The following is a 25,399-nucleotide window of genomic DNA, read 5'->3' on the forward strand; positions in this document are numbered from 1 at the left end:
TCACCTTATTTAAGTTCTTCAAAACTAATTGGTTTATGTTCTTTAGAGGATCTGTTCGCAGCAATAACCATTTTAAGAGCCTTTAATCCATCTTCACCAGTTATTTCCGGTTCTTCTCCATTCATCACTGCATTTAAGAATGATTTTAATTCACTTTTAAGAGGTTCTTCGTGTTTGATTTGGATGTCTTGAGCAAATTTACCAAACACTTCAATGCTCTGTTTGATGTAATCTACAGATATGATTCCTGCAGTTCCTGTAAGTTCCAATTCTCTACGTTTGTATGGGGTTAACCAGTTCACTTCAACAATTCCTGTGGATTCATTGTCAAAGTTAACCATAATTTCGGCATGGTCTTCGAATTCGCTGTCATCAAAACTGCAGTTCATTGAACCATAAACCTGGGTAACTTCCTCTTCAAACAGGTAATTCATAATATCCAAATCGTGAATGGCCAAATCTATTGAAACACCAACGTCCTTAATTCTTGGTGGGAGTGGTCCTACTCTTTTTGCAAAGGCGGATACTACATCTCCAATAACTCCGTCATCAATAAGTTCTTTGGCTTTTTGAACAGCAGGATTGAATCGTTCGACGTGTCCGGTTGCAAGCAAAACGCCGGCTTCCTTAGCAGCGGCAATCATTTCTTCAGCTTCCTGAACAGTGAATGCAATTGGCTTTTCAACCAAAACATGTTTTCCGTGTTTTATGGCTTCCATTACGACCGCATGGTGAAATGTTGTCGGTACACATACACTCACTGCTTCAATTTCCGGATTTTCCAATAGTTCACTGTATTCAGTGAAACCTTTAGCACCATATTTCTTTTCGATTTTTTTAAGTGCCCTTTCACTTACATCACTTACAGCAACTAAATTCGCTTCTTCCATTTTGTGGTAAACACGAACATGGTTTTCACCCATCGCTCCCACGCCGACTACTCCTACGTTTATAGTTTTCAATCTAATTCCTCCGTTTAAACATAATCCTCAAAAATCCTTCCGATGCGACCGCCAAGTTCAACCGCATCTTTTACAGATCCTTTTTCTCTGTGTTCTTTAAGGATTTCTCCTTCTTTAGTTAGTAATATTGAATAAATATTAAATTCATCATTTTTCATGCGTGCTATTGCACCTATTGGCCATTGACAGCCAACGCCAAGTTCCTCTAACACTTTTTTTTCTGCAAAAACTTCCTGCATTGAAATGAAATCATTCAGTTTTGAAATCAAATCCTTCTTGTCGGAGTCTCGTCTTGTGATTATTGCCAATGCCCCCTGGCCTGCAGGTGGGGTGATATAATCCAGCGGAAATACGTTCTTAATGTATTTTGTCAGATTTAATCTTTTAAGGCCTGCCTGGGCCATGATGGTTGCATCCAAATCACTGTCCAGCGCTTTTTGAATTCTGGTTTCGATGTTTCCTCTGATAGGTTTGAGTTCAAACTCTTTATTGTAATGATTGCAGAATGCTTCTCTTCTAAGACTGCTTGTTCCAAGTCTGGAACCCGGACCCAAATCGTCCCAGTCTTTTTTAGAAATCAGAACTTCATTTGGAGATTCACGTTTTGGAACAGCAACAACTTCCAAATCTTCATCCAGTTCGGTAGGCAAATCTTTAAAGCTGTGCACGGTAAAGTCAACTTCCTCTTCCAAAAGGGCAATATCTAATTCCTTGGTAAAAAGGCCTTTTGAATCCATATTATATAATTGGGATGTGGTTATTTTATCTCCTTTTGTCTTGATAATTTCCACATCGATAGGTTCGCCAGTTATTTTAGATAAATCAGCGCAAACCTGTTTTGTTTGGGCTAGAGCTAATTGGCTTCCACGAGTTCCAACAATCATTAATTATCTCCATTTTTTAAAATTTTTTTTATAGGCCATGGCCTATAATTTTGTTACAATATTAGATATTAGAATTAATATATATTAAATGTTTCAATTTTTTGGAATCTTTCAAAACTTTGTTGATTTGAAATTTTTTGATGAAAATTTTTAATTTTGTTTAAAAATAGCTAAATTTAATTTCAAATGTCTTGTAGGTTAAAATAAGTAGGTGTGATGGGATTCGAACCCACGAAGCACTAAGCAATAGGCCCTGAACCTATCTCATTTGACCACTCTGACACACACCTATGCTAAAAATCAGATATTTCTAATTTATAATTACAGATTAAAATACTTTATTGATATCCTTATTGGAAAATCATCTTTGTGAAAGTTTCCTGTAATCTGACCTATAGATAAAGAGAAGGTTTTTATTATTTTTTATGGCCAAATCATAAACATCTGTGTAATCTTTATGGAATTCATGAGGTACGGTTATTTTTTTTGAAATTGACAAACCCACATCCCCGGTTAAAATGAGATTGCAGTCAAGGGTATTTAGATAGTCCGCCAACTTTTCCTCATCAATTTCTTCGCAGGTAATCCCATAGTCTCCACCGACGGATACGTAATAGTCATTTAAATCATTAATCATGTTAATTGATTCTTTTATTGACTGCGTATTTAATCCGGGATTGATTTCTTCAATGATTATTGAGTTTTCAACCGTTTTCTTATCGGTTCTGCCAGGTATTCCCTTATAATTTTCAAGTCCTGAAATTATTTTTTCAGTATCAATTTCTAGACTAAGGCAGGTTAGGACGACTCCCAAAACATTACTCATATGGTGCGGGCCCGGTGCAAAGCATTTCAGTCGAATTTCACCTGAAATCATATTGTCGTTAACGGTTTTAACGTCCCTGTATTCCAGTTCTGCGGATGTCTGGTTCAAGTCATATTCCACTTTCCTGATAAATAGATTTGATGAAGAGTCGTTCAATGAGAATGTATTTGTTTTTTCATGTTTGATGTCGCTGTAATATTCATCAAATGCCTCTTTTTGAATGCAGACGCATTTGCATCTGAACACTTGTTTTTTGGCTTCAGAAGCACTGCTTCTGCCTTTGGAAATAGGATAATCCTCTGCAATATTCAACAGAAGGCCGACGTCCCCTATGCCGCTCACTCCTAATGATGACTCGAAGATGGCGCAGTTATATTTCCTATGGTTTGTTCTTTCAACAACACCGTCAGCTATTTTGCAGATGGGGTTTGCGACTTTATAGGCTAAATCGACGGTTTCCTTAATGTTTGCCGGAGCAATTGAGATGTTCTTTTTTAAAATGAGTTCATTTTTGTCTTCATAGAGGTAAGCGCCAAGGCTTGATAAAATCAGCGGGTTTTCATCTAGAAGTATTTCTTTAAGCATAAAGACTGAAGTTGTTTTTCCCTTGACTCCGGTCACTTCAATTTTTACAATATCATCTGCCCAATCGTTTAGAAGATCCTTGATGGCCTCGTGATGACTTTTGAATGCATAATTCAAATCGGGATTGTATGATTTTATCTCATCGAAGCTTAAAGGCATGTGTATTGGATATATTACGCACATACCCCCTTTATAATTGGCTAAATCCTCAAGCTGAATTAATTCAACGTCGTATATCTCAAGCATCCTTTTATCTATGTCGTTTAAAGTATTGTAAAGGTCGAAAGCAAGTACATTTTTGCCTTTTTTTGCCAGGCTGTTGGCTATTTTAACGCCGCCATGTGTCAAATCAATTACAAGATTATTCATTATTGCACCGATTGTTGGTTTCGATTCCGCCTTCTTTCAATTTGTCCTTGACTTTTTCATAGAAATATTTGCTGGAAGTTCTGATGAAGTATGCGTCCTTATTGGATTTTTTAAATTTGATTTCTTCCTCGTAATCTGCTTCTTCGGTAATCTGGCCGTCCATAACAAATACTGCACTTTTACCTTTTTTAAGTAGTTTGACAGTAATCTCACTGTCGTCAGATACAACAAAAGGCCTTACGCCCAGTTTATATGGACAGATTGGTATTATGACGAATCCCGCAACTTTCGGATCGACAATAGGTCCTCCTGCAGACATGGAGTAAGCTGTTGAACCGCTAGGTGTGGAGACAATCAGTCCGTCTGCACGGACCTCTTCAATGATTCCTCCGTCAACTCTGATTTCAAAGTGAAGCATTTTTGCAGGTTTGTTTGTCATCACAACAACCTCATTCATTGCTGTGAAATCGTGATTGTCGTGGGATACTACAAGCCTTGTCCTTTTTTCTTTGTAATAGTTTCCTTTTAAAATCTCATGCAGGGCATTGAATGTGTCTTTAACTTCAATTTCTGTTAAAAATCCAACGGTTCCCATGTTGATTCCAAAGATTGGTATTTCAGGTTTTAGCCTTGATTGGGCTCTTAGGAGCGTGCCGTCTCCACCCAAAATGGTGGCCATGTCGCATTCAAAATCAAATAGGTCCTGGGACAATTTAGCGTAATCTATGTTAAAATCAATATCGTCAAGCATATCTGCAATTTCAGGGTAAATTTCTTTTGTCTCTTCAATTATCTCATTCAATTTTGGATTTTGCCTAAGTTCAATGAGTTTATCAGATAATTGCTTCTCGATAACTACTTCACAGCCATTGGTCAGAATGTAATCAATCAGTTTGGCGGAAAAGAGAATTGGTTTGTCCTGGTCTATTCTTGAGATAATTCCGATTTTGCCGATGACGTCCACCTGATTGTCATTCAGGATATCAATGATCTGCTGGTGCATTTCCCTGTTATTTGCAGCCACAACAATGCTTTTTTCATAGATGCTTAGGACATTGTCCAGTTCATGGCCGTATTTGTCGGTAATTATGCATCCCACTTCATCGAGGATTAATTTTCCTGCGGCTATGTCTATTATTCTGCTTCCCCTCAAATCGAGAAACGCATCATATCTTCCACTTGCAACATAGGAAAGTTCCAGAACAACACTTCCAAGCACTCTCATGCGCCTTGCACGGTCAACAAGTTTGGATGCTTCTGATGTTCCGCTTTTAGTGAATCCTCCAAGGGTCATCTTATTTATTTTCACATTATCGCTCGGAATCAACTTTTCATTGTTTAAATGACATCCTTTACCTTTCTCCGCTTCGATAAAGTTACCGTTGGCCAGGTTGTATACAAAACCCAGTTCCACGTCATTCAATGTTGCGAGCCTTCCCTGATTCACTTCCGCAATCGCAATTGATATGGCATATGCGGGGATTTCCTTAATCGCATTGCTTGTTCCGTCAATCGGGTCAATTAGAAAAATGAATTTTGGAGTTTCTTCTTCGGTCAAGTCGGTACGTTTCAGTTCATGGGATAATTTGATGATTCTTTTTGTACCCTTGCCCAGTTTCAACTCTCCGATTTCTTCACTGATCAGATAGGATAATACGTCTGCATTCTTTAGAATGTTAACAATCTTTTCTTCAGCAATCTGGTCGATATAGGAGGTGGGGGTGCCGTCTGCACCGATTTTTATTTCAGTTCCTCCAAGCTGTGTTCCTGCATATTCCCTTACGGCAGGACCGACTTCCTTAATAATTTTATTTGCCAATCTTTTAGCAATTTTTTTTGTTTCACGATCCATATTATCCCTCTATGATTTTGTCGTCTAGATAAACCACTGATGATACGGCGGATGAGATGTTTTTGACAGTTGCAGAGGAATATTCCACTATCAGTTCTTTAATTTCAACGTTCCGTTTATCCATCATGTATCTGACCATATCTTCAGCTTCATTAATTACTTCATCATGATTCCTGTTAATTCCTGTTGTTTCAACAACACAGCCTAATTCTTCTCCAATAGCCACTGCAATAACAGCGATTATTTCATCACCGGGATTATCTGAAGTCACTTCGGACAAAACGCAATTCACCATAGCGCCCGCTTTGAGTTTCGGCAATTCGGTTACTTGCGTATTTGATGCAAGCATGCTGGATACTTTTATCAGATTGACATCACCTATTCCAGCACTGCTCAGCGCATTGTCAAATGCGTTCAATTTTGTTGGTCCTTCATCATGTCCGGATACGATAGCTATTTTCATTTTATCACTTATTTATTTAATATGTATGTTAATGTATTTAATTATTTAATAAACGAATACTTTAAATAAAATGGAAAAGATAGTTTATAATAATCTAATAATATTCCTTATTATAAGATTAAAAACCGGTTTTTATATAAAATGGAGGAAAATTAATGTCAACAAAAGTTGTAGAAATTAAAACATTGAAAGTTGGAAAATACATCGTTTTAGGAGGAGAAGCTTGTAAAATTATCAGTTACACCACTTCATCTCCAGGTAAACACGGTGCAGCTAAAGCAAGAATTGAAGCTGTAGGTGTTTTCGATAATCAAAAAAGAAGTTTAGTTAAACCTGTAGATAACAAAGTAGATATCCCTATCATCGATAAAAGATTAGGACAAGTTATTTCCATTCAAGGAGACACTGTTCAAATTATGGATATGGAAAATTACGATACTATTGAATTACCAATGCCTGAAGACTTGAAAGATGCTATTGTCGAAGGTATTGAAGTTGAATATATTGTTGCTATGGGAAATATGAAAATAATGAGAACTAGAGGATCATAAGTTCTCTTATTTATTTTCCTTTTTAGATTCATTATGCTTTTAAATACTTACGAACCATGGAAATTTGCATTTTCAGCAGAAACTGATGATTTAAAAGAAAATTCATTTGGGATAATCGGAGTTCCATTTGACAGCACTACTTCTTATCATTCCGGTGCACGTTCAGGACCAATTGTTGTGCGCGAAGCATCATTTGGTTTTGAAAAATACAATACTGTTTTTAATAAAGATTTGACAACCGTTTTCTATGATTTCGGGGATGTCAATGTTGTTCCAGGAAACTGCCAGGCAACTTGTGAAATAGTTGAAAACACGGTCAGTGAACTTTTAAACCTGAATCTCAAACCTATAATAATAGGAGGAGAGCATTCCGCTTCAATCGGCGCCATCAAAGCATTAAGTGAAAAATATGATAAGTTAACCGTGATACATTTGGATGCGCATCGTGATTTAGCTTTCGAGTTCATAGGCGAGAAATATTCACACGCCACAGTCATGAGACGGGCTCATGAAAACGGAGTCGATATAGTTCAAATCGGAATCAGGTCCTCATCTGCGGATGAAGAGGAATATGTAAAATCAACATACAACATTCAGACATTTAAAAACAAGGCCGTCCACAAGCATATGGATGAAATAGAGTATTTCTTAATCAATATTGATACTCCTATCTACATTTCAATAGATATGGATGTAGTGGACCCGGCATTTGCGCCGAATGTGGGCAATCCAACACCCGGAGGACTATTCATTTCTGAAATCGAGACAATCATAGAGGCATTGTCCCATAAGGATGTTGTCGGTTTGGATGTTGTCGAAACGGCCAGTGACAGACTCGGTGACAACACTGCAGTTGTTGCGGCTAAAATAATCTATGACTTTTTAACCCTAATCGAATAATACTTCATTTTCAATTCTGATTACTGTTAAAAAAATTATAGTTAAATTTAATACTACTTTTTTTCAAAAATAATACTATCTCAGAAAAAACATATTTTTTCTGAAGAGGTGTTATATGTTGGACAATTTTTTTAAATTAAAGGAAAATGGAACTGATTTTAAAACTGAAATTCTAGCAGGTATCACCACATTTCTTGCAATGGCTTACATTTTAGGTGTAAACCCAGTAATCTTGGCTGATGGTGGAATGCCTGCAACCGGAGTATTCTTTGCTACCGCAGTTGCTTCCGGTATAGCATGTATAATTATGGGGCTAGTTGCTAAATATCCAGTCGGATTAGCTCCAGGTATGGGACTAAATGCATTGTTTACATACACAATCATTTTAACTATGGGTAACACTTGGGAAACTGCGCTTGCAGCAGTATTCATTTCAAGCATAATCTTCTTAATCATTACTGTTTCAGGATTAAGGGAAGCTATTTTGAACATCATTCCTCTTGATTTGAAACTTGGTATTGGTGCGGCTATCGGATTCTTCCTGGCATTCCTTGGTCTTAAAGGTGCAGGAATTATTGTGTCCGACCCATCAACTTATGTTGCAATGGGCAGCCTCGTTGCTGCTCCAGCGCTTCTTGCATTGATTGGTGTTATAATAACTCTAATCTTATATGTAAGGAAATTCCCTGCTGCAGTATTTGTCGGTTTGGTCATAACTGCAATCATTGGTGTAATATTCACAGCACTCGGATATGGTACAGGAGACATTTTAATGCCTGCTGTTCCGGCACAGTTCATTACAACCAGTTTTGACTTGTCATTATTTGCAGGATTCACCAGAGGATTCGGACAACTCTTTACAAACATTCCAAACTTGATAATGATGCTGTTCTCCTTAGTATTCGTAACATTCTTCGATACAACAGGAACATTGATGGCATTAGGTAGACAATGTGGATTTATTGATGAAGAAGGTCAGGCTGTGGGTATTGAAAATGCATTCTTAGCAGATGCAGTTGGCGGTATTGTCGGTGCAATCTTCGGTACAAGTACTGTTACAGCATATGTTGAAAGTGCAACTGGTATCGGTCTCGGCGGTAAAACAGGTTTAACCGCAATCGTAACCGGTATATTATTCATATTATCAATATTCTTCGCACCATTGGTATTAGGATTATTCACATCTCCGGTTACCTGTGCGGCGCTTGTTATTGTGGGTATATTGATGATTGTACAATTAAAAGAAGTCGAATGGGACAATTTAGTTGTTGCGGCATCAGTATTCATAACCATTATCATGATGATCTTAACCTACTCAATTTCATTAGGTATCGCTTGGGGATTCGTTATTTACGCAATCGGAAGCCTTGCCAGCGGAAAAATAAAAGAGTTAGGTTGGGGTATGTGGATACTGGTTATTGTATTTATAATATACCTGTTCTTCGGACTTTAGACTCATAAACCATGAGTCTAACTTTTTTTTATTTTTTTTTAAAATTAGTCTTTATAATCTTTTTCTACTTTATCCAGATAATATTTGCCTTTATCTGTGATACTATAGAATCTGTATCTTTTGTCTTCCTCATTAAGACATTCTACTAACTCTGCATCCTTTAAAGTCTTTAGGTATTTTGAGACATGATTGCTGTTATCTCCAATATCCTTGCTGATCTTTGAAGGTATCTTATCTTCCTTTTCTAAAGATTTAAGCACGTTTATTCTTTTTTTAGAACGAGCTAGCAAAGATACGATGCTCATATCGTCTTTTTGACTCATGATTTTGAATATATATTTTGGCTATTTAATAGATATGTATATGATATTAGCATGCTAATAGCAATGTTTATATTATGTGTGTAACAAAAGTTATATTACCAAATAAATGAGGGGATATTCATCAAGAAGGGATGGTTACTATTAATCGTTATTTTGGCAGTAATAGCAATTACTGCAGTTAGTTCATTTGCAGCAGAAACTCAGGATTTTGATGGCCTATTCACAATGGATGTTCCGAAAGGCGAGCATTACAGTGATGCGGCTTGGTGTTTTGATAATAAGCCATTAGGCTGTGCAAAGGAATACCTAAAAGATGATGATTCTAATGGAGTCATTGATGAGGATGAGTTTGGTGTTTACTATTATGACGACTCTCAAGTTAGTGGAGGCTACTCAAATGCTGCGGATTATTCTATTCATGTGCTGACGACTTCATTTCTCTATAATTTTTATGAAAGTGATGGGGATATGCTGGTGTTTTATAATGACATTGGCATGACAAATCTGCCGAAATATGTTGTTGGCGTTAGAAATGATGATAATAGTAAAGCCGTTTTTGTCGGTGGATATGACCTTGATATGCTAAAATCATATGCAAAGACTGTTAAATTTAAATGAGGTAAATTATGGATTTTATAGACTTTTTTGAAAATATGGGATTTGGTTTAGGTATTATCATAATCATTTTTCTTATTATAGTTGTGATAACCGTTATTGGCACGTTTATTCCAGTTATATTTGTGGGTCTAGGAAGTTTATTGTTCATTTTGATTAAACTGATTCTAATCGGGGCCATAATTTATTTCATAGGTAAATTTGCTAAGGATTTTATTAAAAAATGAGGTGTTAAAATGTTAGTACGTAATCTAGATTTTCTATCAATTCCAAAAGAATTTTCAAAAGTGGAAATTGATATCTATGAAAAACAATCAATTGCATTAGTCTACATTGAAAACAAAGGATACTCTTTAGTGTTAAAAAATGATAATGACATTCAATCTGTATTCTTACTTAAAACTGATATCCTGCCACACAATGTCAATGATCACTCTGACAGGGAAGATTTCATTAATGTGCTTAAAATGTTGTTGGATAGGATTTACAGTGTTGCAGATATTAAGGAATATGAAAAACAACACCAGGAACATGTATTTTTAAGATTAATGGACATGCTGAACGAAGGAAGCGATGTTGAAATGATTTCAGAAGAGAACTCTAAAATCTACACTGATATCGAGAAAGGATTCATGAAACTGGAAATAGATATCATGGACAATAAAATCAATGCTTTAAACTCATCTGTTTCTGATGTTTCAAGTAACTTAGACTCAACTGTAAAGAATATTGAAGATAATGCATGGGGAAATAAAATCAAAAGAACCCTAGATCAAAATAATTGGTGATAAATTATGGTTAAATGTAATAATTGTGGTGCGGAAGTTGTAGGCTCTGATTTTTGCTTTAATTGTGGTGAAAAAGTCGATAAATTCGAATCTTCATCTGATATTTGCCCTAAATGCGGAACAAAAAATAATAAAAATACCAATTTCTGTGTAGAATGCGGTCATAAATTAGATAATGGCGCTTCTGTTTCATTTAAACAACAGGAATGGAATGCTAGACGTGATGCCGTTCTTGCAAGATACGATAAACTTGCAGAAGAATTTGGAATCAAGGATGAAGATTATTTCCTAACCAGTGTAAAACGTTTTAACATGTTAGAAGAGTCAACTTCTAAACACAAAACTATTAATAAATTGGTTTCAGGATATAATCCTAATTTATACATTGGTAATGAAACAATGATTGATGGATTTTTCCTGATTAAAGAAAATAAATTTGTTTTCATGGAAATTGATAATAGGGATTTCGAAAAAGTAAATGCAGGAATAAACAATTTCTATTTTGATAAAATTGTTTCAATGAGAGTAACAAAAAGACTTGGTGATGACAGCAGATATGAAGATATTACTAAAAGGGCTTGGACTTCTCCTCATGATATTCGAAGAGATCTTGAAAATAAAATTCAATCTCTTAAGGCAACTAGATTTAAGGACATGGTTGCAAACAATGATAGTGCGGACATGTTCGATAGGCTATTAATAAAATTAGTCGACAATACCTCTTATGAAATTAGATTGCCAAGCTATGAATTTGGTCAGGATTTAGTAGATTTATATGAATCTTTAAAAGATAAACCTCAAACAGTAATTGTTGAAAATCAATCTGCTGAACCTACTAAAGCACAACAATTAAAAGAATTCCAAGAATTGCTTGAAAGTGGCGCAATAACTCAAGAGGAATTTGATCAACTTAAACAGGATTTATTATTCGGATAATCTGGTGATTAGATGGTTAAATGCAGTAATTGTGGAATAAACATTTCTGAAGATTTGGAAAATTGTCCTAATTGCGGGAGCAATCTTGTTAAATCTGAAGAAATAAAACCTGTTTCAGATTCTACAAAAAAATGCAGTAATTGCGGTGCTGAATTAAGTGAAAGTAATTCTTTCTGTCCGAGTTGTGGTGCTAAAGTTAAAGCAGAGGAAGATTCATCCTTGAAATGTGAAAATTGTGGCGCTACATTGCCTGAAAATACTTTATTTTGTTCAATATGTGGGACAAAGGTTAATAATGTACAGAAAATCAATAAAAAATTTTGTCCTAATTGCGGTATTGAAATTGAAGATAATGTAACTTTCTGTGAAGAATGTGGTACAAATTTAGTTACAGGTGAAAAAACTAAACACGAAGTAGTTTCTACAAGTTCTTTTGCAGAAAAAATCAATTTGAACACTTTAATAAAACCTTCATTAATTGCTTTAGTTGTAGCATTAATATTATCATTCATAGGATTATTAATTGGTTTTTCATGGTTATCGTTCATCATTGCAATCATTTTGTCTGCAGGATTTTTTGGTGCGGCTATTGATAATGAAGCAAATGCAATTGTATTTGGTTTAATTGTCGGATTATTATTAGGTCTTTTAGAAACTCCTTTAGTTCAATTTACCTACGGTGCTTTTGTTGCAGGGTTTTACGAAGGATTTTTCGGAGGACATTTGATTTTAATAGTTGTTTTAGGAATAGTCATGGCATATATTTCAAACATATACCTTAAAGAAACAATTCTCGGAATAACTGATAATTTTAAAGGAATGTTATGATTTTAAACTTGAAGAAGTTTATGAGAATCAAAATTTTAGTTTTCTAAACTAAAAAACGGATTTGTAGAAAACAAAATTAGTGGAAGTGGAAAATAATGGTAAATTGTCCCAATTGTGGTTTTGATAGGATTGGAGATAATGCTTTTTGTCTAATTGTGGTGCAAAATTAGAACATGAAATTCCTAAATCAGTTTGTCCTACTTGTGGATATGATGTTGGGGATAGTGCTTTTTGCCCTAATTGCGGTACAAAAATTGGCAATGGAAAGGAAGAAAATCTATCTTTGAGTTATGATAATGGTCAATCCGGTGATAGCTCTGATTCTACTTTAGATAAGCTAATTGATGTTGATGATAAAATCTCCGGAAAATTTGGTAAAATATTGGGTAAAAGTAAATCTATGGATATTGTTTATGAAAAAACCGCTAATATTAAGCGTAAAAATACTAATCAGTCCATAGAGTTTTATGCACGAAATGAACCTGAATTTTTAGAGGTTTATAACTTAATCGATGATGAATTTGTAAAATCGATTTTAGCATTAGAACGCGAAAAACTGGGTTCAATCGGAGGAGGGGCAATTGGAGCGACAATGGCTGCAGTTTATGTTCCTACAAAAGACATGGGGCATGATGAATCGGTAGAATTTTATATTAATATTGTTAATAAAATAGTGGATGAAATAAATGCTGAAAAACAAAAGGGTACTTTTAATGAAGATGAGTTCTATAAACGAAAGTATAAAGAAATTAATTTAGAAAATATTTCATTCACTGGTTTAAAAGCATTTAAAGCATTAAGAAAATAATCTTCATTATTTTCATTCTTTTCTTTTTTTTAACCATAACAATACCATTAAATATCACCAAGAACATAATTATTATATTAACTAAAAATGGAGCATATTGTTATGAATAAAAGAACTATTGAGCTTTCAGGCCATATTATTGATTCATTGACTTTAACCAAGACAATGGGAATTATTATGGACAAAGGCGGAGAATTTGATATATTGGAAATTGATGTTGGACGCAAGAAATCAGATGTAAGTCATGCAAAGATTGAAGTTTCAGCAGATTCTCCCGAACTTTTAGAATCTATCTTGGATGAACTGTCTGTACTAGGTGCAGCCATCGATGAGATTAAGCAAGTAAATCTTGTTGCATCAACCAAGGATAAGGTTGCTCCTGAAGGATTTTATTCATCATCCAATCATACCACTCACATATTTTATGACGGTAATTGGATACCAGTTGAAGAAATTGAAATGGATTGTCTTGTTGTTGTTGATGAAGAGGCTAAAAGAGCATTTGTTAAACCAATTGCTGATGTAAAAGCTGGAGATAAAATCGTTGTAGGTCTTGACGGTGTCAGGGTTACACCGCCTCACAGGTCACGTGAAGAGCAGCAGGTGTTCGAATTCATGAACAGTGAAGTGTCATCTGAAAAGCCTTTGATGAATCTTATTAATGGTATTGCCCGTGAAATGAAAGAAATCAAAGCCAAAGGCGGTAAAATAGGTATCGTTGGCGGGCCTGCAATCATCCACACCGGCTCGGGCAAGTTCTTGGCTTCACTTATCAGGGAAGGTTATATTGATGTCATCATGGCAGGCAATGCTTTGGCCACTCACGATATTGAATCCGACTTATTCGGCACTTCCTTGGGTATTGAAGTTGAAACAGGCAAGATTGTCGCTCATGGCCATACTCACCATATGAGGGCAATCAACAGAATCAACAATTCAGGATCCATTAGAAACGCGGTTGAAGACGGTACCTTGACAGGCGGGGTAATGTATGAATGTATTAAAAATGATGTTCCATATGTCCTGGCCGGTTCAATCCGTGATGACGGACCTTTGCCTGATGTCATAACCGACACTGTAGAGGCACAAAAGCTCATGAGGCATTATGCCCAGGAAGTCGACATGGTTATCATGATTGCCACCATGCTCCATTCAATCGCAACAGGTAACCTGCTTCCTTCAAGCGTCAAAAGTATTTGTGTTGACATCAATCCTTCCACTGTTACCAAATTGTCAGACAGGGGAAGCGCACAGGTGGTTGGAATTGTTACAGACATAGGCACATTTCTGCCATTGCTTTATAATGCATTACAGGAGGACTGACCATGTCATTTACAGCTTTTATTCTGGATGTGATAACTGACACTATTCATCCTGCAAGAATCACAATTGAAGACGGCATATTCAAGGAGGTCACTCCAATTTCAATTGACGAGAACACCCTTGTTGATGTTCGAGGATTAATGATTCCGGGATTCATAGATTCCCATATACACATTGAAAGCAGTATGATTACTCCTGCACAGTTTGCTAAAATTGCAGTGCGTCACGGAACTACTGGTGTTGTTTGCGATCCTCATGAAATAGCTAATGTTTTAGGAATTGAAGGTATTGAAGCAATGATTGAAAATGCAAAGCAAGTTCCTTTCAATTTTTATTTCACAGCACCTTCATGTGTGCCTGCCACTTCATTTGAAACTTCAGGTGCCGTTTTAGACTCATCAGACATTGAATATCTGCTTAAAAAAGATGAAATTGTTGCATTGGGTGAGATGATGAATTTCCCTGGTGTAATAAACGGTGATGAGGAAGTAATCAGAAAACTGGATTTGGCGAAAAAATATGGAAAGCCGATTGATGGTCATGCGCCGCTGCTTTCCCGTGGAGATTTGGACAAATACCTTGCACAGGGTATAAGTACAGACCATGAATGCAGCAATGTTTTCGAAGCTCTTGAGAAAAAGATTAAAGGTATGAAAATCATGGTTCGTGACGGTTCATCTGCCATGGATATGGAAGGACTTTTCAATATAAAGGAAGGCAATTCACTGCTTGAAAATCCAAGTCCTATGAGTCTTCTATTCAGGGACATTTTCGAGAAAAAAATATACTCCCCGCTATTTGATTTTATAGTTAGTGATGACAAGCACCCAAGTGATCTGATTAAGGGCCATCTTAATTTATCCATCAAAAAGGCAGTCAGTTTAGGGATTGACATCTTAAAAGCCATTCACATGGTAACAATCAATCCTGCTTATCACTACAATTTAAACTCCGGAGCTATTATAACCGGTGCAAAAGCGGATTATATAATAGTAGACAGCATATGGGACTGTAATGTTTTAGCGACATACATTGGAGGAGAATGCGTTTTCGACGGAGAAAACGTTTTGTTCGATGTTCCGGAAATCGAACCTAAAAACACAATGGATGTATCTAAAAAAACCGCCGGAGATTTCGATATACCTTATGACGGGGATGAATGTGAAGTCAATGTGATTGAATGCTCTGACGGTGATTTGCTAACCAAAAAAACAACCGCAAAATTGCAAGTTCTGGATGGTGTTGTCCAGCCGGACATCTTACAGGATGTTTTGAAGATAGCAGTTGTCGAGCGTTATGGTGGAAACACTGTTGCCAATGCATTTGTGAAAGGATTCGGACTTAAAAAAGGAGCTATTGCTTCATCAGTTGCTCACGACTCTCACAATATTATCGTTGTGGGATATAACTCAGAAATGATGGCTCAGGCGGCCAATCAGGTAATTGAGGATAAGGGAGGAATTTCTGTTGTAAGCGAAGACTTCTGTGATTCATTGCCTCTTCCTATTGCAGGATTAATGTCCAACAATGATGCAGGTGAAGTTGCTGAAAAATTAAGCGTTCTCCATGACATGACAAAAGCGTTAGGCTGTCAGTTGGAAGCTCCGTTCATGACAATGGCATTCATGGCATTGCTTGTTATTCCGTCAATTAAGATTTCCGACAAAGGATTATTCGATGGAGAGAATTTCGAATTTATGGACGTGATTATTAATTAGAGGTCATAACCTCTTTTTATTAATTCTTTTTTTATTTCATGCATTGCTTTAATATCTTCTTTTCTTCCGACTTTCAGAACAACGCGGTTTGCTTCTTTAAAGCGGGTTATATATATTTCCTTTTGAGCATCGCCAACCAAATCAAAACGTGTTAAGTTGGCTAGGGATTCAATGACATATCCGAAACCCCGGTTCATTGCTTTAATTTCTTTTCTAATGACCATGTCCCTGACTTCAGATTTGATAACGATTGCTTCTTCTTTCTTTTTGATGGGGTCGCTTTGTTTTACGGCTTCTGTAAAATTAATAGTTTCGCATTTAAAATAGGCGTCAACGCATTTCAGTGAATAATCGTCGTTGAAATATTCTTGAGGCAAATTTCCAAGCAGTGAAACGGTATATAATTCAGGGTCATGTGTGATGTTCACGATAAACTCCTTTTCGCGGACCATATTGTCTAGGGTATGGCTTCCCTTGAAAATTCGGGTGATTACCTTATCCTCACCGGCACATATTACACCGATAGGTGCGGCATTTTTACTGCCGTCAGCATTTTTTGTAGTGATGATTGTTTCGTATTGCCTGCCCCTTTCCATTCCCATTAAATTTAAATCCGCTTTCATTTTAATCATTATCTGATTTGTTTAAGAACCTTTTTATATCTTAATTAACAATATATTAATTATAATATTTAATTTTAAGGAGTTTAAGCTTATGAAATATAAAATGTATGATGAGATGATGGAACAACCCGACTCCCTTAGAAAGACTTTTGAAAGTGAAATGCCTAAATTGGAGGAAGTTTCAAAATTGATTTCAGAAGTGGACAAGGTCTATCTGATCGGCTGCGGAAGTTCCATTTCAACATGTTATAGTGTAAGGGACGCTATAAGGATGTCAAGCACCAATATCGATATAGAAGTTTATACAGGTTATGAATTCTATTATAACAAAAAACTGGTCGATAATGAAAATTCCTTAGCGATATTCACATCCCAATCAGGCGAAACAGCAGACACCCTTGCTTCACTGAGAAGGGCTAATGAATTCAACGTACATACTGTTTCCATTTCTAATGAACCTGAAAGTTCAATGATTAAAGAAGCTAAAACTCCAATTGTAACAAGATGCGAAACAGAAACGGCGATTTTAGGAACAAAAACCTATATAACTCAACTCGCTTGCCTATATCAGATATTGTTTGCGGCCAGTGATTATGAAGGAAAGGACACTTTGTTAAAACAGTTGGGTGAAATGCCTGATATCCTTGAGGAGTTATTGAAAACCACGGAATATGACAACAGGTTGCTGGCACAGGACTTTAAAAAAGAGGATATCTTTTATTGCTTGGGCAGCGGACCTAACTTCGGTCTTGCTTATAAGCTTGCAATGACCATGCTTATGGAAGGTGCAATAAAACATGCCTGTCCTGAATATTCCGCTGAATTCAGGCACGGTCTTATTGAACGCGCTGAAAAGGATGTTCCAATTATATTTTTAAAATCAGATTTCGAATCCGATGAAATCACTCAGAAGGCCATTGACTTTTCAGAAAACCTCAAACTGAAAATACTTCTTTATGAATTAAAGGATTATGCTGATGTGGATAAATTGCTGTCTCCATTCATATTGGTTATTCCATTAGAATGGTTTGTATATTACTTGGCGCATTATAACGGTGAAGATCCTGGTGCTACAAGGCACATAGGTAAAGTCAGATATTAATTTTTTTAAAAAAAGAGATAAAATGTAGAAATCTATTCTACATTTACTTTATGTTTTGGGATTATTAACTTTGGAATGGTTATGATAACTGTTCCGTTAGTGAATTTTGCAGTGATATTTTCTAAATCAATGCTGGTTTCGAATCTGATGGTTTTAACACATCTTCCGGATTTGATGGATGATGCGATTACTTCAGCGGTTTCATCGTCTTTAAATTCTTCGATGTATGGTTTGAAGGTTGTTTCAATGCTGATGTCATTGTCTCCAGCTTCAATAGACACATCTTCTTTTGTAACGCCTGGAACTGCAGCTTTGATGTAGTAGATATCTTTGGTTTCTATGAGATCAACATCTAAAGTTTGAACAGTTGATTTTTTGTAGTCAGCATATTTTTTGTCTGCATTTTTTTGCACATTTTTAATGTAATCTTTGAATTCATCTATACTTGTGTATAAATCATTGAGTACATTGTCCGCTATATTTTTACTTTTTTCTTTTGTTTCTTCATATTTGTCTTTCAAATCGTCTGCATCGTCGAAGGTTTCATCTTCGATGTCTTCTTCGAATTCTTCTTTTTTATCAGAAATTTTGGTTTCAATAGTTTCGGAATCTACCATATTTTTCACACTCCTATAGGTGAATTTTAAATTTCATATTTTAATTACAATTTGTTAGTATATAAACTTTTCGATTAAATTTACTAAAAGTTACTAAAATTTAGGCATCAGTAATAATCATCATCTTCGTCTAAAACACGTTCTATTTTTTTAATTGAATCGATTTTCTTGTTGATTTCTTCAATGCCTTCTCCTTCTATGGCAGAAATGAAAATTGAATTGTCTTCATCATCAATGTACTGATCAAGGTATCCTGTATCTTCAATCAAATCCATCTTGTTAAATAAATAGATTATAGGTATCTCGGAAAATATCTTCTCGATCTGTTTTAAAAGGTTGTACTGATTATCCAAATGGAATCCGCAGGTCTCGGAAGCGTCAAAGATAAACAGTATTGTGTCGGCCAAATGTTCAAGCGCAACAATAGCATTCATCTCAATGTCGTTCATTTCCAGAACCGGTCTGTCTAGAAGTCCTGGTGTGTCAATAATCTGGATATGCTTCCAGTGGCGTTCGGTATGGCCTATCTGAATACCTTTTGTTGTAAAAGGGTAGTTGGCAACTTGAGGCTCGGCTTCGGTAATCTGTCTTAAAAGCGTTGATTTGCCAACATTCGGAAAACCTGCAATGACGATGGTTGTTGCATCAAAGTCAATTGTAGGCATATTTCTCAGGTTCTGCTTTGCAAAATCCAAGAAATCCAAATTAGGCTTTATCTTATTTACAACAGATGCAATTCTTCCGTAGGCCTGTTTTTGAATGGCAGTTGCTTTTTCGGAAGGATTTTTCCTGATTTTTGCACCGTATTCCTTTTCGAGTTGAGTAATGATTCCATAAGCCCAGTTAAGCCCTCCAAGAGCCTGTTTCATATCGTCCACGCCAACGGTGATGTCAATATAGTCCTGGTAAAACGGATGCAGGCTTTCAATTTCAGGAACCGCATCTATGATTGATTTCAATTTATCTTTAATAACCTGACAGGAGGTAACGACTCTTCTTTCCTCAATTCTTTTGCCTTTCAGATGTTTAGGCATTTTTTGACTTCTAATTAAATCAGCTTGTTTTTTTCCTCGACTGAATCCCTTGTCCAATAATTCATCAGGCGTAGGTATTGTTGGTATCATCATTGTTATCACTATTTAAAAATTTGTCCCTGGAATTTATATACATCACAACTTGCATCCATCCAGCTGTCTGCACTGATTCCCGCTTTCATGCAGGTGTGCTCTAAGAATTCTTCAGTTGTGAACGCATTTTCAACGGCAACCTGGGGGAGCAATAACCCCCTTGCATATCCTTTCTGAATTATTAGTCCGTCACGGCCAATTTCTATTTCATCAAGGTATTGTTGATAGTGTGCCACTTCGATTATTTCGGGTTTTGTCAAAACTGTAACTTCAAAATCAAGGTTTTCAAATTCCTCTTCGGTCACTTGTGGGAATCTTGGATCGTTAAATGCAGCCGCTAATGCCACTTCCATAGTTGCGTCAATGGCAGGTTTTATAGGTTCTGCATATCCGATGCATCCTCTCAGATTACTTTTCTTATTCAAAGTCACGAAAACGCCCAAGTCCTCATCCAGTTCAAGGGGATACATTTCAGGTTTTACTTTATGTTTTCCTGTTTCTAGAAAATACCTTATGCATTCCCTTGCCAAGTCAAGCAAATAATATCCTGCTCTGTCACTTATCATTATCCCATTCCTCCGACTAGTGCATTTAAGATTCTTGTATGTGGTCCGCCGTCTCCTACTGGAGCTGTCTGACCATCTTTTCCGCAAAATCCAACGCTCAGTTTAAAATCGTTAGCTATAGCATCAATGTTTTTCAGTGTTTCCAATATGTTTCCTGAAAGTGATACGTCTCTTATAGGTGTTGTGATTTCACCGTTTTCAATTATATAGCCTTCAGCGGCATTAAATTGGAAAATTCCTTTGCCTGTGTCAACCTGACCTCCTCGTGAGCCTTTAAGATAAATTCCATTGTCAATGTCTTCAAATAATTCTTCAACTTCATTGTCTCCAGGTTGTAAAAATGTATTGCTCATTCTGACAATGGGCTGGTCTGAAATAACGGACCTGGCATTTCCGGATGAGGTCATTCCAAGTTTTGATGAAGTTTCTCTTGAATTTAAAAGAGAGATTAATTTTCCATCTTTCACCAGTTGATTAGGTTTTGTTTTAACTCCTTCAACATCATAAGGATAATATCCAAAGCCTTCTCTCAAACTTGCATCATCAAAGATATTCACAATATCTGAGGCTATTTGTGTGCCCATCTTATCTTTTAGGATTGAATCGTTCTGCAGGATTAAATCTCCTTCAACTGCATGTCCCAATGCTTCATGTATCAATACTCCGGTAAGTTCAGGGTCGGCAATTACAGGGAACTGGCCTGAAGGTGCCGGTTTGGCATCAAGCAGTCTTACAGCTTTTTCGCCGATTTTTCTTCCGAATTCTTCAATGTCCCTATCGGCAATGACTTCAAATCCTTTAACTCCGCCAAGACTACCATGTCCGAATTGTATTATTTCTCCATCTGTTGCTGATGCATTCAATGCCATTCTGACTCTGCTGGTATCAATCTGAATTTCACTGCCTTCGCTGTTCATGAACAGTTCGTTAACTTTGCTGTCCACATATCCTACGGTGGTACTGTTGACCTTATCGATTGATGCGGCATCATTAGCTTCCTTCATGATGTCCTTTTTTTCTTCAATTGACACGTCAGTGAACGGTATTTTGACATCCACTTCAATTTTATCTTTGATTACTTCAGTTTCACTTAATTTGACGTCTCCTTTAAGTGAGTTTGATAACTTTAAGGCGGTTTCGGTTATTTCATCTATTTTTGATAAGTCTGTTGTGTATGCAAAACCCCATGCTCCATTATTCAACACCCTTATTCTTGCTCCCAGGCTCATTCCGGTGTTGATTTCATCCACATTCCCATCTTTCATCAATATGGATGTATTATCGCCCATTCCAAATCTTATGTCGATATAATCCACTTTTGGGCTGGTTTTTGCAATAACATTTTCGAATAAATTTATGTATTCTTCCATTTTATCACTTCGAAAAGATTAATTTAATATTAGTTTTAGATTACATATTAAATAAAAGTTTATTAATTGGTAATGACAATATAACAATCGTTAATAATTTTGGTGATTCAATGTTTATAATTGTAGGTACCGGTGCGGGCGGCGCAATCCTTGCAAGAGAACTTGCACAAAACGATTTGCCTGTCACCATTATTGAAAAAGGACCATATATAGATTCAAAAGATGCATTTAACTATTATGATAAGTATAACAGCTCAGTAGACCTTTTGACCACCACATGTATCGGCGGTGCAACAATAGTTTCCATGTCAAACATGGTAAGGGCACTGGACAGTGAACTGCATGAATACGGCATAGATTTGGCAGAAGCCTATGAATATGTGGAGGATTTGGTCGGGGTCCATCAGTTGGATGACTCCCACATTGGAAAGGGAACACAGGCATTTCTCGATGCGGGCAGACAGTTAGGTCTTGAAACTTTAAAGATGCCGAAGGCTATCAGAGAGGAAGATTGTATTCAATGCGGCAGATGTGCATTCGGATGTCCTGCAGATGCAAAATGGTCCGGAAAGGACTTTGTGGATGATGCCGTGGAAGCGGGCGCAACATTAATTACAGAAGCTGAAGTAACTGATTTAATCATTGAAGATAATGAAATAAAAGGTGTAGAATACATTAAAGATGATAAGAAAGAAGAGGTCTATGGCGATTATGTTATATTGTCTGCGGGAGCTATATCTTCAGCATTAATTTTAAGACGGGCTGGAATTGATGCGGGCCGCGAGATATTCTTCGATCCATTTGTAAGTGTGGGAGGATACATTAAAGATATAAACTTCAACACGGAAGTGCAGATGGCAGGTTTGGTAATAGGAAAAAACTTCGTATTGTCACCTCACTTCTCATCATTTATACGTGATAATATACCTGATGATTCAGTGACTGATAAGGATATATTGAGCATAATGGTAAAGACTCCTGATGAATGTAAAGGTTATATCGATGATGATGGTGAGGTATATAAAATCAATACCATTCAGGATATAAGGTACCTGGCTGAAGGAGCCGCTACAGCAGGTTTGATTTTAGAAAAAGCAGGTGTCGATCCAAAAACAATTGGTTCAACAGTATATAGGGGAGCACATCCCGGTGGAACAGCACCTATCGGAAAAATAGTCGACAGCAATCTGGAAACCGAAATTTCCAATCTCTTTGTTTGCGATGCAAGCGTATTGCCGATATCTCCCGGAAAACCTCCAATACTGACAATACTTGCATTGTCTAAAAGATTATCAGATTATCTAAAAAAATATTAAGAAGATTATTCGAATTGTTCATCGATATCTTCTGTTTTTATTAATTTTTCACAGTAATGGCACCTTACAACTGGAGGATATTCATTAACAACATGAAAAACAGGTGTTATAGGTTCATTTTCATAGTTTGTAATGCATTTAGGATTAGTGCATTTAATGATTGACTTGATTTTTTCGGGAAGAACGATCTTGTCTTTCTTGACAGGTTGGAAATCTCGGATAATATTTATTGTAGCTTTGGGAGCAATTAAAGCAACTTGATTGAGTTCCTCATGGTCCAATTCCCTGTTTTCAATTTTCACAATGTCTTTTCTTCCAATTTGGCTAGATGAAACGTTCATTGCCACTGTAACATTAGTGGTTTCAGAATCTGGAAGGCCTAAAATCTTAAGAATATGCAATGCCTTGTTTGCGGTAATGTGGTCAATTACTGTACCGTTTTCAATAGCTTTAATTTTCAGTTCGGTTTTTGTCATGCTAACACCATTAATACATTTTCAAATCTTTGATTTTGATTATCGCTTCTGTATCATTAACTAATTTTTCATCACTCTTATTTTTGGTGGTTATAGTAAAACTTTGAATTACTCTTGCTCCACGCAATCTAACTTTCTCTTCTAGTCTTTCGATATTTGAATCGCCACGGTTCGCATCCATTGTAGCAAATAGAATCACGTCTTTTGCCCTGAGGTCGCACCGGTCAATAATGGTCAATATTGCGGGAGTGGGATTTCCATTCCAAGTTGGAGTTCCGAAATAGATTGTATCGTAACCGGTCAAGTCCACTTTTGCAGGAATTATGTCAGTTTTTGTTTCCCTGAAAGCGTTGATTGATGCGAAGAGTCTGTTTTTTAAACCGTCACGATTTTTCAAATCATAAATCCTAATCAAATCTGCATTTACATGTTTGGCTAGAGTTTTTGCAACTAATTCTGTTGTTCCGCTGTTGGAATAGTATATTATTGCTCTTCTCATTTTTTACTCCCCCTTTTTGCATTATGGATGAAGACCGAAATGTGTTAAACCGGTGGTTTCGTCAATTCCAAGGAGAATGTTCATGTTTTGTATTGCCTGGCCGGATGCGCCTTTTACAAGGTTATCAATTGCAGATAACATTACAACTCTTCCGGTGTCGTCGATTTCAAATCCGCCAATATGGACGAAATTGGATCCGCGAACTGAACTTAAATGTGGGATTTCCCCTTCATCCATAAGTTTTATGAAGAATTCTTCACCGTATTCTTTAATGTATAGTTTTCTAATTTCTTCAGGAGTAATGTCTGTGTTTTCTTCAGTCAAAAAGCTGTGGCTTGTTGTTTGGATTCCACGGTTGACCGGCACCAAATGAGGAGTAAATGAAACTTTCACGTCATCAAATCCATGCAGCTCCTGCTTGATTTCAGAGGAGTGCCTGTGTGAGGAAATCTTATATGGATTTACATTATCGGCAATATTTGGATAATGGGTGGTTGCTGACGGATTGACTCCCGCTCCGCTAACGCCGGTTTTGGAATCAATAATTATACTGTCCACTAAATCGTTTTTGACTAATGGGTATGATGATAATATTGCGCCTGTCGGGAAACATCCAGGGTTTGCAACAAGATTTGTTTTTTTGATTTCATCTCTGTATAACTCAGGAAGTCCAAATACGCCTTTGTTTTCCTTATCTGTATGTTCCATGCCGTACCATTTTTCATAAACGGCTGTGTCACGGTATCTGTAGTCTCCACTAAGATCAACCACTTTAGCGCCGGTTTCAAGTATCTCCGGCACGATTTTCATTGATGCGCCGTGAGGTGTTGCAGTAAAGACTACATCTGCATCAAGTTCTGAAGGACTTTTGTTTTTAAATTCAAGTCCTGAATCTCTAATGTGCGGATGAATCTTATGTGCTGGAGTGCCGTCGTATTGCCTTGAAGTGATGTCTGTAATTTCCACTTCAGGGTGGTTTAAAAGCATTCTTAAAAGTTCTCCACCTGTGTATCCGCTTGCTCCTATTATTGCTACTTTAAACATTTTCATTATCTCCTAATCTTCACAATGGTCTAAAATTTTTCCTTCGAAATCAGTATTTTCGATTTTTCTGATAATTTTACAGCTGCTGTCGAGCTCACAATCACGATATTTCTCAATACGCACTGCTTTTGCCTTCAAGCCTCTTTTATCAAGGGCTTCCTGCAGTTTTCCAACATCGTGGTTTTGGTCCGCTCCAATAGTAATGATATCCGGGTCTATTTCGCGAACGATTTTAAACACATCGCCGTTCGCATCACCTAAATAAGCATCAGTAACTGGTTTTAACATTTTGATTAATTCCAAACGTTGGTCCTCTCCAACAATCGGGACTCTTTTTCTTCTCTCGACTGTTGCATCACGCGCTACAACAACATAAAGCTCAGCATCTTCTCCACCTAGCTTTTTGGACTCTTCCAGATAAACTCCGTGTCCAGGGTGGAGTATGTCAAATGTTCCGGTCGCCATTATCTTCATT

General features: G+C 36.6%; 27 protein-coding genes. 12 read left to right on the top strand and 15 right to left on the bottom strand.

Annotated features, from left to right (window positions below; all coding sequences use genetic code 11):
• Nucleotides 1–5: 5 nt before the first annotated feature.
• The 5 genes from IJF99_RS00495 to IJF99_RS00515 all read right to left on the bottom strand — a co-directional run bounded on the left by IJF99_RS00495 (nucleotide 6) and on the right by IJF99_RS00515 (nucleotide 5,941).
• On the bottom strand, nucleotides 6–962 hold the full coding sequence (locus IJF99_RS00495; protein WP_292790603.1) for a Gfo/Idh/MocA family oxidoreductase: 957 nt from the start codon (nucleotides 960–962) through the stop codon (nucleotides 6–8).
• A 14-nt stretch (nucleotides 963–976) separates the two neighbouring features.
• On the bottom strand, nucleotides 977–1,846 hold the full coding sequence (gene hemC, locus IJF99_RS00500) for a hydroxymethylbilane synthase (protein ID WP_292790605.1): 870 nt from the start codon (nucleotides 1,844–1,846) through the stop codon (nucleotides 977–979).
• 361 nt (nucleotides 1,847–2,207) lie between these two features.
• Nucleotides 2,208–3,626: a coenzyme F430 synthase gene (gene cfbE, locus IJF99_RS00505; protein ID WP_292790608.1), complete on the bottom strand. Its 1,419-nt coding sequence runs from the start codon at nucleotides 3,624–3,626 to the stop codon at nucleotides 2,208–2,210.
• Nucleotides 3,619–5,478 carry a bifunctional NADP phosphatase/NAD kinase gene (locus IJF99_RS00510; protein WP_292790610.1) on the bottom strand — a complete coding sequence of 620 codons (1,860 nt, stop codon included), beginning with the start codon at nucleotides 5,476–5,478 and terminating at the stop codon, nucleotides 3,619–3,621. The genes cfbE and IJF99_RS00510 overlap by 8 nt, the downstream gene beginning before the upstream one ends.
• Nucleotide 5,479: 1 nt before the next feature.
• Nucleotides 5,480–5,941, bottom strand: coding sequence for an arginine decarboxylase, pyruvoyl-dependent (locus tag IJF99_RS00515; protein ID WP_292790613.1), 462 nt, complete (start codon nucleotides 5,939–5,941; stop codon nucleotides 5,480–5,482).
• Nucleotides 5,942–6,096: 155 nt separating this feature from the next.
• Here IJF99_RS00515 and IJF99_RS00520 point away from each other — a divergent pair, with 155 nt between their 5' ends.
• The 3 genes from IJF99_RS00520 to IJF99_RS00530 all read left to right on the top strand — a co-directional run bounded on the left by IJF99_RS00520 (nucleotide 6,097) and on the right by IJF99_RS00530 (nucleotide 8,845).
• A complete protein-coding gene (locus IJF99_RS00520) occupies nucleotides 6,097–6,492 on the top strand; it encodes a translation initiation factor IF-5A (protein ID WP_292790615.1) in 396 nt (131 codons plus the stop codon).
• Between the two features lie 33 nt (nucleotides 6,493–6,525).
• Nucleotides 6,526–7,392: an agmatinase gene (gene speB / locus IJF99_RS00525; RefSeq protein ID WP_292790618.1), complete on the top strand. Its 867-nt coding sequence runs from the start codon at nucleotides 6,526–6,528 to the stop codon at nucleotides 7,390–7,392.
• 115 nt (nucleotides 7,393–7,507) lie between these two features.
• Nucleotides 7,508–8,845 (top strand): NCS2 family permease, encoded by a 1,338-nt coding sequence (locus tag IJF99_RS00530; protein ID WP_292790621.1) that lies wholly within the window; start codon nucleotides 7,508–7,510, stop codon nucleotides 8,843–8,845.
• Nucleotides 8,846–8,889: 44 nt separating this feature from the next.
• Here the strand turns inward: IJF99_RS00530 and IJF99_RS00535 are convergent, their stop codons facing one another.
• On the bottom strand, nucleotides 8,890–9,168 hold the full coding sequence (locus tag IJF99_RS00535) for a winged helix-turn-helix domain-containing protein (protein WP_292790624.1): 279 nt from the start codon (nucleotides 9,166–9,168) through the stop codon (nucleotides 8,890–8,892).
• A gap of 153 nt (nucleotides 9,169–9,321) precedes the next feature.
• Between IJF99_RS00535 and IJF99_RS00540 the strand changes: the two genes are divergently transcribed.
• The 7 genes from IJF99_RS00540 to ade all read left to right on the top strand — a co-directional run bounded on the left by IJF99_RS00540 (nucleotide 9,322) and on the right by ade (nucleotide 16,184).
• Nucleotides 9,322–9,786, top strand: coding sequence for a hypothetical protein (locus IJF99_RS00540; RefSeq protein WP_292790626.1), 465 nt, complete (start codon nucleotides 9,322–9,324; stop codon nucleotides 9,784–9,786).
• Nucleotides 9,787–10,019: 233 nt separating this feature from the next.
• Nucleotides 10,020–10,571, top strand: coding sequence for a hypothetical protein (locus IJF99_RS00545; protein ID WP_292790628.1), 552 nt, complete (start codon nucleotides 10,020–10,022; stop codon nucleotides 10,569–10,571).
• Nucleotides 10,572–10,577: 6 nt separating this feature from the next.
• Nucleotides 10,578–11,507, top strand: a complete 930-nt coding sequence (locus tag IJF99_RS00550) for a zinc ribbon domain-containing protein (RefSeq protein WP_292790631.1) — start codon at nucleotides 10,578–10,580, stop codon at nucleotides 11,505–11,507.
• Between the two features lie 12 nt (nucleotides 11,508–11,519).
• The gene (locus IJF99_RS00555) at nucleotides 11,520–12,335 is read left to right on the top strand and encodes a zinc-ribbon domain-containing protein (protein ID WP_292790633.1); all 816 of its coding nucleotides are present in this window, start codon (nucleotides 11,520–11,522) and stop codon (nucleotides 12,333–12,335) included.
• 145 nt (nucleotides 12,336–12,480) lie between these two features.
• A complete protein-coding gene (locus IJF99_RS00560) occupies nucleotides 12,481–13,143 on the top strand; it encodes a zinc ribbon domain-containing protein (RefSeq protein ID WP_292790635.1) in 663 nt (220 codons plus the stop codon).
• 102 nt (nucleotides 13,144–13,245) lie between these two features.
• Nucleotides 13,246–14,466, top strand: a complete 1,221-nt coding sequence (locus IJF99_RS00565) for a TIGR00300 family protein (protein WP_292790637.1) — start codon at nucleotides 13,246–13,248, stop codon at nucleotides 14,464–14,466.
• Between the two features lie 2 nt (nucleotides 14,467–14,468).
• On the top strand, nucleotides 14,469–16,184 hold the full coding sequence (gene ade / locus IJF99_RS00570; RefSeq protein WP_292790638.1) for an adenine deaminase: 1,716 nt from the start codon (nucleotides 14,469–14,471) through the stop codon (nucleotides 16,182–16,184).
• On the opposite strand, the gene IJF99_RS00575 is transcribed toward ade, so the two are convergent.
• On the bottom strand, nucleotides 16,181–16,807 hold the full coding sequence (locus tag IJF99_RS00575) for a DUF447 domain-containing protein (RefSeq protein ID WP_292790641.1): 627 nt from the start codon (nucleotides 16,805–16,807) through the stop codon (nucleotides 16,181–16,183). The two genes, ade and IJF99_RS00575, sit on opposite strands and share 4 nt — an antisense overlap.
• A 91-nt stretch (nucleotides 16,808–16,898) precedes the next feature.
• Here IJF99_RS00575 and IJF99_RS00580 point away from each other — a divergent pair, with 91 nt between their 5' ends.
• Nucleotides 16,899–17,909, top strand: coding sequence for an SIS domain-containing protein (locus IJF99_RS00580; protein WP_292790643.1), 1,011 nt, complete (start codon nucleotides 16,899–16,901; stop codon nucleotides 17,907–17,909).
• A 32-nt stretch (nucleotides 17,910–17,941) separates the two neighbouring features.
• On the opposite strand, the gene IJF99_RS00585 is transcribed toward IJF99_RS00580, so the two are convergent.
• From IJF99_RS00585 to IJF99_RS00600, 4 genes are all read right to left on the bottom strand, one after another.
• Nucleotides 17,942–18,526, bottom strand: a complete 585-nt coding sequence (locus IJF99_RS00585; protein WP_292790646.1) for an Hsp20/alpha crystallin family protein — start codon at nucleotides 18,524–18,526, stop codon at nucleotides 17,942–17,944.
• A gap of 107 nt (nucleotides 18,527–18,633) precedes the next feature.
• Entirely contained in the window at nucleotides 18,634–19,653 is a 1,020-nt protein-coding gene (locus IJF99_RS00590; RefSeq protein WP_292790649.1) for an NOG1 family protein, read from the bottom strand.
• Between the two features lie 8 nt (nucleotides 19,654–19,661).
• On the bottom strand, nucleotides 19,662–20,219 hold the full coding sequence (locus tag IJF99_RS00595; protein ID WP_292790652.1) for a TIGR00296 family protein: 558 nt from the start codon (nucleotides 20,217–20,219) through the stop codon (nucleotides 19,662–19,664).
• Entirely contained in the window at nucleotides 20,219–21,589 is a 1,371-nt protein-coding gene (locus tag IJF99_RS00600; protein ID WP_292790654.1) for a TldD/PmbA family protein, read from the bottom strand. The genes IJF99_RS00595 and IJF99_RS00600 overlap by 1 nt, the downstream gene beginning before the upstream one ends.
• Nucleotides 21,590–21,699: 110 nt before the next feature.
• On the opposite strand from IJF99_RS00600, the gene IJF99_RS00605 reads away from it, so the two are divergent.
• Nucleotides 21,700–22,905 carry a GMC family oxidoreductase gene (locus IJF99_RS00605; RefSeq protein ID WP_292790657.1) on the top strand — a complete coding sequence of 402 codons (1,206 nt, stop codon included), beginning with the start codon at nucleotides 21,700–21,702 and terminating at the stop codon, nucleotides 22,903–22,905.
• Between the two features lie 5 nt (nucleotides 22,906–22,910).
• Here IJF99_RS00605 and pyrI read toward each other — a convergent pair whose 3' ends face one another.
• The 4 genes from pyrI to IJF99_RS00625 are packed head-to-tail and all read right to left on the bottom strand — an operon-like array spanning nucleotide 22,911 to nucleotide 25,398.
• Nucleotides 22,911–23,381: an aspartate carbamoyltransferase regulatory subunit gene (gene pyrI / locus IJF99_RS00610; RefSeq protein WP_292790660.1), complete on the bottom strand. Its 471-nt coding sequence runs from the start codon at nucleotides 23,379–23,381 to the stop codon at nucleotides 22,911–22,913.
• A gap of 10 nt (nucleotides 23,382–23,391) precedes the next feature.
• Nucleotides 23,392–23,880, bottom strand: coding sequence for a flavodoxin domain-containing protein (locus tag IJF99_RS00615; RefSeq protein ID WP_292790663.1), 489 nt, complete (start codon nucleotides 23,878–23,880; stop codon nucleotides 23,392–23,394).
• A 21-nt stretch (nucleotides 23,881–23,901) separates the two neighbouring features.
• Nucleotides 23,902–24,924 carry an N-acetyl-gamma-glutamyl-phosphate reductase gene (gene argC / locus IJF99_RS00620; RefSeq protein ID WP_292790665.1) on the bottom strand — a complete coding sequence of 341 codons (1,023 nt, stop codon included), beginning with the start codon at nucleotides 24,922–24,924 and terminating at the stop codon, nucleotides 23,902–23,904.
• A gap of 12 nt (nucleotides 24,925–24,936) precedes the next feature.
• Nucleotides 24,937–25,398 (bottom strand): FAD synthase, encoded by a 462-nt coding sequence (locus IJF99_RS00625; protein WP_292790668.1) that lies wholly within the window; start codon nucleotides 25,396–25,398, stop codon nucleotides 24,937–24,939.
• Nucleotide 25,399 lies beyond the last annotated feature (1 nt).

Source organism: Methanobrevibacter sp., from assembly GCF_017406825.1.
Lineage (GTDB): Archaea > Methanobacteriota > Methanobacteria > Methanobacteriales > Methanobacteriaceae > Methanocatella.